The sequence below is a fragment of the Parafilimonas sp. genome (genome assembly GCF_047606085.1).
Taxonomy (GTDB): domain Bacteria; phylum Bacteroidota; class Bacteroidia; order Chitinophagales; family Chitinophagaceae; genus Parafilimonas.
Genome location: NZ_JASGEX010000156.1, coordinates 1 through 9,242, shown reverse-complemented (window position 1 = coordinate 9,242; position 9,242 = coordinate 1). Strand labels below are relative to the sequence as shown.

The window sequence follows — 9,242 nt, the reverse complement described above, 5'->3', positions numbered from 1 at the left end:
TTCAATATTCAATTTCGCGAAGATTTACAACTGAACATTCCTGCCCGACTGATTCAGTCAGGCGGGGATTATTGTGTATTGAATATTGAGTTTTCTTAAGTTAATGACATTGCTCCTAACTGCATATAAGTTATCTTACCCATATCAGCATCTGGTATAGCCATTTTGTTTTTCGGTAAACAAAGGGGCTAAGTAGCAAGCAAGGGGCTGTAATGTTTAGTAGTGAAGATTTTGAGTATCCGCTGCCTGCCGGTTTTGATCCACTTTGCCGGCAGGGTTACAAAATGCAGGATAAAGTTTTTTAAACGCATTTCGGGTTTTACAAATTGGAGCTTTTCAGCATAAGCCCTCTTTACGGTATTGAACAAGAGATAAGCTATGGGCATGGCATACAGGTAAACAGCATTCATCCCTCCGTCTGGCGCAAGGATGCAGCCCGGCCTTTTGCCGCATAGTGCACTTGTGCCGTTGCAATCATTTATAAATTAAAGCAACAAGCGCCCGGCCACACACAAGGCAAACCCCGCATGCTTTCTTTTGCAGGAATAAGTATTGATTTCAGTATGTGCCATCTTCATCACTTGCATGTATTAATTTTTCACAGCATCTTTGCCATGCAAAATCACGCTGCAAAATATTTCTAACTTAAATGCAGCTTCAAAACAGTAAACCATACATGCATTCACGAAGGAAAATTGGTTTTTTAATGCTCATCATTATTGGCGTGGTGATTGGCTTTGCCATTAAAAATGTAAAGATCGGCTTAATCATCGGGCTTGTGCTCGGCCTCTTTGCCGGCAGCCTGGGCAGCAAAACAAAAGAATAGGTTGCATTAGTATTGCCAATTGCTTATTTTCACCACACAAAATCAATTGCATGAGTCATCCGCTTTTCCGCACAAAAAAGATTGATAAAATTTTAAGCGATGCCAAAACCATGGCCGATGATCATCATGGCACAGGCCTCAGGCGTGTGCTTACCATGCGCGACCTTACTTTTTTTGGTATTGCCGCTATTATTGGCGCGGGCAGTTTCAGCAGCCTGGGGCTGGCCGTTTTTTCAGGCGGACCGGGTGTAGTGGTGCTGTTTATTATCTGCGGCATAGCCTGCGGCTTCACGGCTTTATGCTATTCTGAATTTGCCAGCCGCATCCCGGTAGCGGGTAGCGCTTATACTTACGCCTATGCATCGTTTGGAGAACTGTTTGCCTGGATAATAGGCTGGGCTTTAATCATGGAGTATTCCATCGGCAATATTTATGTGGCCTTTTCATGGAGCGATTATTTTACCAGCTTTCTTCATAAAATAAATATTCATATACCGGATTATTTAACCTGCAGCTATATGGAAGCGCATGGTGCAGCCATAAATGCAGCAGCCAACAGTGCAGGACAAATAACTGATTCAACAAAAGAATTGCTAAGTGCATGGAATAATGCGCCGGTTATTGCCGGGCTAAGAATAATATTCGATTTGCCTGCTATAGTGATCAATATGCTGATAACCTATCTTGTGTACCGTGGCATAAAAGAGAGCCGCAACTTCAGCAATGCCATGGTGGTGCTGAAACTCGCCATTGTTTTGCTGGTAATTATAGTGGGCGGTTATATGATATTTCATAACAGCCTTACAACAAACTGGCAGCCGGTAAACAGCCAGGGCATAAGAGCGTTTATGCCAAATGGCTTTGGCGGCGTAATGGCTGCCGTGAGCGGCGTATTCTTTGCCTATATCGGCTTTGATGCGGTGAGTGTTCTGGCGGAAGAAAGCAAAGACCCGCAGCGCGACCTGCCCCGCGGCATGATACTCTCGCTGGTTATTTGCACAACCATTTATATTATACTGGCGCTGGTGCTTACCGGCGCTGTGGTATATTCAAAATTTGAGAATGTAGGCGACCCGCTGGCTTATATTTTTGAACCGCAAAACCTTAATATCGGCTGGATGCAGATGCTGGTATCAATATGCGCCGTAATTGCCATGACCAGTGTGCTGCTTGTATTCCAGATGGGGCAGCCAAGAATTTGGATGAGCATGAGCCGCGATGGCTTATTGCCGCCGGTATTTCAAAAGATACATCCCAGATACAAAACACCTTCGTTCGCCACCATTTTAACCGGTATCGCCGTAGGCGCGCCTATTTTGTTTACCGATAAAGACTTTGTGCTCGATTTCACCAGCATTGCCACCCTCTTTGCATTCGTGCTGGTTTGCGGCGGTGTATTGCTTATACCCGCAAAGGAAAAGCTGTCCGGCAAATTCAATATGCCGTATATCAATTCAAAATTTTTATTTCCGCTCATAGTAGCTGCAGCCCTGGTTATTGCGCATTTGATAACAGGCCATTATTTTGTCCGGCTTTTTGATATAACAGAAGACAATGCTTCGTTCAATATTTCTACTATTATCTTCTGGTGCACCATAGTTATTCTCGCCATTGTGGCTTTTTTCAAAAACTGGTCGCTTATACCCCTGCTCGGCCTGTCAACCTGCATGTACCTGCTTACAGGCATGACGGGCATGAACTGGGCATGGTTTGGCGGCTGGCTGGCATTAGGCCTTATTATTTATTTTTCTTACGGCTACCGGAAAAGCAAACTGGCTGCCGCATGACGGGGTTCTTTTTCATGTTGAATTTAAAAAAATAGTAATGCATGTTTACCTGTATATCAAAACGCCGTTTAATAAACGGTTCCACCGGTTAATAATTCAATTTTATAATTGCCCGTAGCACACGATAACTTTACCGAAGCCCGTTTTTTTCGCTGAAAAGTATGGTCCGTTGCTAACAATATAATCCGCCCAGCTGAAAACTAAGTGCCGGTCTTTACCGGCTTTTTATTTAAAAGAAATATCGCCTCAGCCTTCCTATAACTTAATTATGCTACCCAGCTTAACACAATCTCATCAAAAATTCTGGCAGTTACGTTTATATGGAGTGGTTCATTTTTTTTAAAAACAAACGGTAATAATAAGCTGTTGTTTTTTTGTTGTATCATGCCGCAGAGCTGTATATGCCCCCTGAAATCAACTTTGCCCAGGCTATACCATTTGAATAAAGACTCTTTGGCGCTCCATAATACAGTTAACAGTTGACGGGTAACAGTTGACGGGTTTTCTCCTATGGACTGTGGGCTATGTTCTATGGACAGATGCATGCATTCCACCTCATTCAAAAACTTATGCGCTACCCGCTCCACTTTTTCAGAAGGAATTTCAATATCAACGCCCACCCTGCCTGTTGAACTTACAATGGCTGCGGCATAATCGCCGCAATGGGAAATAGAGAAATGGTATTGCTCGCCGGGCAGATAGGGCTTTTTTGTATCGGCAATTAAAATTTCAGTATAGGGAAAATCATTAAATAAACAGGGAAGCAAATACCTGCCGGCCAAATGCTGCAAACGTTTGTGGGGATGCGTTATGTTTTTTTGCAACGGCACCTTCGCAAGAAAAAAATCTTCCCCTTCTTCAATATGCCAGATGCCAAGCTTCGTGGTTTCGTTTATGGTATGCTGATAGAATAGAGGCACAAACAAATGTCTGGTTTTTTAATGTCGGATGTACGATTGGGCAACACCTATTATAAATGAGCGCCGCCAAACAATAATGTTAAAAAACATAAGATGGCTGATTACGGCAGGAATAAGGTTGATTGAGACCGTGTGTGATTAAACTTTTATTCTTCTGTATTCGGCTCTTTCGGCTGCCATTCTTTATGATTGATCAGGATATCTTTCTTCTTCCTGCAGCGCTCCATATCGGCCTGATAATCTTTTATCTTATCGTCGTTCAATGAATTAAGAATGGCTTTCTCAAAACAATTTATAGCCGCATCCAGATTCATCTTCAGTTCTTCGGCAACAGCAAAGCGGTAGTACACCCACGATTTATCAATGGTTGGGATGGTGAGGCATCTGCCCAGGTGCGTTTTCAATTCATCATAACGTTCCATATCGGTTAATAAAACCGCATAATGAAAGTAGGGGTGCGGATAATTCGGCGCGCTTTTTATGGCGGCGCGAAAATGCATTTCCGCTTTTTTGTAATCATCAAACTGCGTTTTATAGATCCAGCCCAGCGAATTGTGTGTGGGCGCATGGTTGGGCTCATCATACAAAATGGTTTCGTACTTGCGCAAAGCATCTACATGGGCGCTTTTCTTAATATCTGCTTCGGCTTCCAGGAACAATTCTTCTATATTCATGGGTTTTCGTTTTTAAACCCTTGCGGGTTTGGTTGCATGCTGTTTAGAGATGAGATTTTTACCAGCCCAGAATCCAGGCAAATATCAAGGGCGCCACAATGGTAGCGTCGCTTTCCACAATAAATTTCGGTGTGTGAATATCCAGCTTGCCCCAGGTTATTTTTTCATTCGGCACCGCGCCTGAATACGAACCGTACGATGTGGTGCTGTCGCTTATCTGGCAGAAATAACTCCAGAAAGGCACATCATGCCATTCCAGGTCCTGGTACATCATTGGTACCACGCAAATAGGAAAATCGCCCGCAATGCCGCCGCCTATCTGGAAGAACCCAACGCCTTTGCCGCCGCTGTTAGCGCGGTACCACTCCGTTAGATACACCATATACTCAATGCCGCTTTTTACCGTAGCGGCCTTCAGCTCATCCTTAATAACATAGCTGGCAAAAATATTGCCCGTAGTACTGTCTTCCCAGCCCGGAACGATGATGGGGATATTCTTTTCAGCCGCCGCTATAATCCAGCTATCCTTCCTGTCAATTTCAAAATAAGGGTCCAGCTCGCCGCTTAAAACGGTCTTGTATAAAAATTCATGTGGAAAATAACGTTCGCCTTTGGCCTCCGCCTCTTTCCATTGTTTCACCAGGTGTTTCTGTAAGCGGCGAAAAGCCGCTTCTTCGGGAATGCAGGTATCTGTAACGCGGTTATAATGGTTTTCCAGCAGGTCCCATTCCTCCTGTGGCGTTAAATCGCGGTAGTTGGGAACGCGTTTATAACTGTTATGCGCTACCAGGTTCATCACATCCTCTTCCAGGTTAGCGCCGGTGCAGCTGATAATGTCAATCTTGCCCTGGCGTATCATTTCAGCCAGAGAAATGCCAAGCTCTGCAGTGCTCATGGCGCCGGCCAGCGTAACCATCATTTTGCCGCCTTCGTTTACATGCGTTTCATAGCCTTTGGCTGCGTCCATTAAAGCCGCTGCATTAAAATGGCGGTAATGGTGCTGTATAAATTGCGAAACAGGTCCTTTATTCATCTTTAAAATTTAAAATGGCAAATGTAATTTTTTACAGGTAAGTGTGTGGTTAAAGATTAGAATTTAAATATATCATTACATAAAGCTGTAATCATTATCCACAGTGCTTGCGGGTAATTAATTGAACAGGCTTTTCCTTGTGCAAAATTTTTGCCTTCATTCACCTTGTTTATCACTTTCTTATCATAAAATTTGCAGCAGGATATTAAAGCATCTATCATTACATGCCCGTTTATAATCAATCCAGGAGCAGGATCATCCAGGTTATCTTTATTGTTGTTTTCCTGCTCATTGTATCCCAGTTGCTTAACCTGCAGATATTTTCAACAGAATACAAGCTGCAGGCAGAGAACAATGCCATTTACCGGAAGGTGATTTATCCTGACCGCGGCGTTGTTTACGACCGGCATGGTAAAGCCATCCTGGAGAATACCATTATGTATGACCTGATGGTTACGCCTTACGAAACCAAAGGCCTTGATACCCTGGCGCTTTGCAATATACTGGGCATTGATACGGCAGAATACCACAAGCGTATTCTAACAGCCATTATAAAAAATTCCCGTTATAAGCCCAGCACATTTGAGCCGCTTATAAGCGATGAGATTTTTGCCAGGCTGAATGAGAATATGTATAAGTTCCCAGGGTTTAATATTGTTGAACGGCCGGTAAGGGATTATCCTTTTCACGCCGCCGCCAATGTGCTGGGTTATTTGGGCGAAGTGGACAGCAGCTTCTTAAAAAAACATGCAACAGAAGGGTATGAACCGGGCGATTACGCCGGCATGACCGGCCTTGAGCGCAGTTATGAAAAAGTATTGATGGGCCAGCGTGGCGTGAAACGGTATATACGCGATAACAAAAACAGGATACAGGGCCCGTATAACAACGGTATTTTTGATACGGTGGCCATTGCCGGAAGGAATTTATATACCAGCATGGATATGGACCTGCAAATGCTGGCTGAAAAATTATTGCAGCATAAAATAGGGAGTGTGGTTGCCATCAACCCAAAAACGGGTGGCATACTGGCCATGGCCACGGCGCCGTCTTATGACCCTGTTATGCTTACAGGCTCGCAGCGCCGCAAAAATTTTGGAAGGTTAATTTTAGATACGGCCCGCCCCCTGCTAAACAGGGCAATTAAGGGCCAGTACCCGCCCGGCTCCACTTACAAACCATTAAGCGCCCTGATTGCATTGGATGAAGGCATTATCACGCCTTCTTACGGTTATCCATGTTCCGGGGCTTATTATTCCTGCGGCAGGCCGGTAAAATGCACAGAGCACTGGGCCGGTCATTCAAAAGACCTTCGTACCGCCATTGCATGGTCGTGCAACTCTTATTTCAGCAATGTTTTCAGGCTGATAGTGGATAACCCGAAATACGGAAATGTAAGAACGGGTTACCTGCAATGGAAACATTACATGAACGCCTTTGGCTATGGTGTTGACCTGAATGCTGATTTGCCCGGCGAAGATGATGGCAATATCCCGGACACCTCGGGCTATAACAAGGATTTTGGCGGCCCGCGGTGGAACAGCTGCAATATTGTTACACTGGGCATTGGGCAGGACAGGATGCTGGCCACCCCGCTGCAGATGGCAAACGCCATGTGTATTATTGCCAATAAAGGGTATTATTATATCCCGCATTTTGTGGACAGCATAGAGAATGAAACACCGGCCGATACACAATTTGTGGGCAGGTACCGAATGAAGCATACGCCGCTTGAGCATATTTCAAACGAATCGTTTAATATAGTACAGTTGGGCATGCACGATGTGGCGCAGTTTGGTACGGCCAGGGTGGCACAGATTGAAGGCATTGACATTTGCGCAAAAACGGGCACGGCGCAAAACCCGCATGGAAAAGATCACTCACTGTTTGTTGCGTTCGCGCCAAGGGAAGATCCCCAAATAGCCATTTGCGTGGTGGTAGAAAATGCAGGTTTCGGCGCCACCTGGGCGGCGCCGATCGCTTCACTTATGATGGAGCAATACTTAAAAGATTCCATTGCTGCCAAAAGAAAGCCAGAAGTGGAGAGAATTGCCAGCGCCGATCTTGTTCCTGCTGCCATAAAACAATGGTATCACAAACAGGATTCTATTAAGCTGGCAAGGCAGGCGCAGAAAATAAATGCTGATGCGGCGCCGGTTTTCCAGAATAACCTTGAAACAAGCAAGCAGGTGCAGTACGATCCGGAAGCGGAACCTAACCGTAAAGGCAATGACGACACAACAACAGTAAAAAGCAAACCGGCGATGCAAACGCCAGATGAGAAACGAAAGGCTAAACCTAAAAATTAATCATGAGCAGAGCAATCTCAAAATCAGTTTCGAGGGGCGTTGACTGGCTTACAGTATCGCTGTACGCCATACTGGTTTGCATAGGCATAGTTTGCATCTTTATGACGGAATATAACCCTTCCACCTTTACGGCATCTTCCTTTTTTCAGGGCCAGACAAATTACAGCAAGCAACTGTTGTTTGCAGGCCTTTCCACAATTGCAGCCACATTTATCATTTTAAGCGACAGCAAGCTGTATCCCACTTTTGCCAATCTCTTATACGTGTTTGGCATCCTGCTAATGTTATCAGTATTTGTACTGGGCAAAAATGTGAATGGTTCCAAAAGCTGGATTCCGCTTGGCGGCGGGTTTAACCTGCAGCCTGCGGAGCTGTGCAAAATATTTACGGCGCTTGCACTGGCAAAATACCTGTCGCAGCTTAATATGGATTTCAGCAGGCTGCAATCGCAGCTCATTGCGGGCGGCATAGCCATGCTGCCGGCAGCTATTTCTGTGCTGCAAAACGAAACCGGCCTCGCCCTTGTTTATTTAAGCTTTTTTATAGTGATGTACCGCGAAGGTTTGCCGGGCATCATTCTTGTTATCGGCTTTTCTTTTGGCGCGTTGGTGGTGGCAACCCTGCTGGTAGAGAAGAACACGCTTGCCATTATATTAACCCTCATAGCCGGCCTTATTGTGTTTATATTCCGGCATAAGATATTTGTAAGAAAACGCTGGAATATTTTAATCCTGATTATTTCCGTATGGTTTGTATGCGTAGGCATTCAGCGGTTTATTGTACCGTATATTTTTAATAATGTGTTTGAATGTTATCAAAGCCAGCGTATTTACAGCGCTGTGGGCAAAGACTATGATTGCAGCCAGAACAAACATTCCATAGCGCACGAAGAAGCAACCGGCAAAGCTGCCATAAAGCCCGATGATTATAATGTACGCCAGAGCAAGATCGCCATTGGCTCCGGCGGTTTTCGGGGCAAAGGCTTTTTAAAAGGCACGCAAACCCGGGGGCGGTATGTGCCCGAGCAGTCAACCGACTTTATTTTTACTTCGCTTGGCGAAGCCTTTGGTTTTATAGGTTCCTTTCTTTTTCTGGCTGTCTATTTTCTTTTATTGTTACGCCTCATATTTCTTGCCGAAAGGCAGCGCAGCGGCTTCAGCCGCATTTATGCTTACAGCGTGGCCAGCATTTTATTCTTTCATATTGTGGTGAATGTGTGCATGACGATTGGCCTGTTTCCCGTAATTGGCATTCCCCTGCCGCTGGTGAGCTATGGCGGTTCATCGCTGCTTACTTTCACCATTATGATCTTTATTATGATAAGGCTTGATGCCGACAGGCAAATGGTGCTAAGGTGATTTATGATGATTATTAGGTATCTTATTCAAATAACTGCATTTGCCTTTTCAGCCGATCAACAGCCCAGCCAAAAATTGTAAAATCATTAAGGTGATAATTACGAACCATGAGGTGAAGTAAATAATTTTAATCTCAGCGTTTTGATGAGGGATTTTTGATTTTTAATTATGTATAACAATATGCCGAAGGTAATAAAAGCAATAAATACAATGACTATCCGTTTTTTGGAAAAGGTCTGTACCATGGATTTTCCAGCGTTGCGACCAATACCCTGTCAAATAAACTCTGCCCAAAGAACCTTCGGTTAAACTTGTAACAAAATTCATTCAGATAG

The 9,242-nt window shown here is 44.5% G+C and carries 8 protein-coding genes; 4 read left to right on the top strand and 4 right to left on the bottom strand.

From position 1 onward, the window contains the following. Window positions 1–188 precede the first annotated feature (188 nt). Window positions 189–410, bottom strand: a complete 222-nt coding sequence (locus QM629_RS13455) for a hypothetical protein (protein ID WP_415160401.1) — start codon at window positions 408–410, stop codon at window positions 189–191. A gap of 266 nt (window positions 411–676) precedes the next feature. On the opposite strand from QM629_RS13455, the gene QM629_RS13450 reads away from it, so the two are divergent. Both QM629_RS13450 and QM629_RS13445 read left to right on the top strand, forming a co-directional pair. Next, entirely contained in the window at window positions 677–826 is a 150-nt protein-coding gene (locus QM629_RS13450) for a hypothetical protein (RefSeq protein WP_415160400.1), read from the top strand. 50 nt (window positions 827–876) lie between these two features. Further along, a complete protein-coding gene (locus QM629_RS13445) occupies window positions 877–2,613 on the top strand; it encodes an amino acid permease (RefSeq protein WP_415160399.1) in 1,737 nt (578 codons plus the stop codon). Window positions 2,614–2,879: 266 nt separating this feature from the next. Here the strand turns inward: QM629_RS13445 and QM629_RS13440 are convergent, their stop codons facing one another. The 3 genes from QM629_RS13440 to QM629_RS13430 all read right to left on the bottom strand — a co-directional run bounded on the left by QM629_RS13440 (window position 2,880) and on the right by QM629_RS13430 (window position 5,240). Then, the gene (locus QM629_RS13440; protein ID WP_415160398.1) at window positions 2,880–3,533 is read right to left on the bottom strand and encodes a 4'-phosphopantetheinyl transferase family protein; all 654 of its coding nucleotides are present in this window, start codon (window positions 3,531–3,533) and stop codon (window positions 2,880–2,882) included. Window positions 3,534–3,679: 146 nt separating this feature from the next. Beyond that, window positions 3,680–4,207: a hypothetical protein gene (locus QM629_RS13435; protein ID WP_415160397.1), complete on the bottom strand. Its 528-nt coding sequence runs from the start codon at window positions 4,205–4,207 to the stop codon at window positions 3,680–3,682. Window positions 4,208–4,265: 58 nt separating this feature from the next. Continuing rightward, window positions 4,266–5,240, bottom strand: a complete 975-nt coding sequence (locus QM629_RS13430; RefSeq protein ID WP_415160396.1) for a deoxyhypusine synthase family protein — start codon at window positions 5,238–5,240, stop codon at window positions 4,266–4,268. Window positions 5,241–5,464: 224 nt separating this feature from the next. On the opposite strand from QM629_RS13430, the gene mrdA reads away from it, so the two are divergent. Further along, window positions 5,465–7,549, top strand: coding sequence for a penicillin-binding protein 2 (mrdA, locus tag QM629_RS13425; protein WP_415160395.1), 2,085 nt, complete (start codon window positions 5,465–5,467; stop codon window positions 7,547–7,549). Between the two features lie 2 nt (window positions 7,550–7,551). Next, the gene (gene rodA, locus QM629_RS13420; RefSeq protein WP_415160394.1) at window positions 7,552–8,907 is read left to right on the top strand and encodes a rod shape-determining protein RodA; all 1,356 of its coding nucleotides are present in this window, start codon (window positions 7,552–7,554) and stop codon (window positions 8,905–8,907) included. Window positions 8,908–9,242 lie beyond the last annotated feature (335 nt).

What these genes read in the sequence shown, in the direction of transcription:
- QM629_RS13455 (WP_415160401.1), bottom strand. Translation starts at nt 410, where the DNA reads ATGAATGCTGTTTACCTGTATGCCATGCCCATAGCTTATCTCTTGTTC.
- QM629_RS13450 (WP_415160400.1), top strand. Translation starts at nt 677, where the DNA reads ATGCATTCACGAAGGAAAATTGGTTTTTTAATGCTCATCATTATTGGC.
- QM629_RS13445 (WP_415160399.1), top strand. Translation starts at nt 877, where the DNA reads ATGAGTCATCCGCTTTTCCGCACAAAAAAGATTGATAAAATTTTAAGC.
- QM629_RS13435 (WP_415160397.1), bottom strand. Translation starts at nt 4,207, where the DNA reads ATGAATATAGAAGAATTGTTCCTGGAAGCCGAAGCAGATATTAAGAAA.
- QM629_RS13430 (WP_415160396.1), bottom strand. Translation starts at nt 5,240, where the DNA reads ATGAATAAAGGACCTGTTTCGCAATTTATACAGCACCATTACCGCCAT.
- mrdA (WP_415160395.1), top strand. Translation starts at nt 5,465, where the DNA reads ATGCCCGTTTATAATCAATCCAGGAGCAGGATCATCCAGGTTATCTTT.
- rodA (WP_415160394.1), top strand. Translation starts at nt 7,552, where the DNA reads ATGAGCAGAGCAATCTCAAAATCAGTTTCGAGGGGCGTTGACTGGCTT.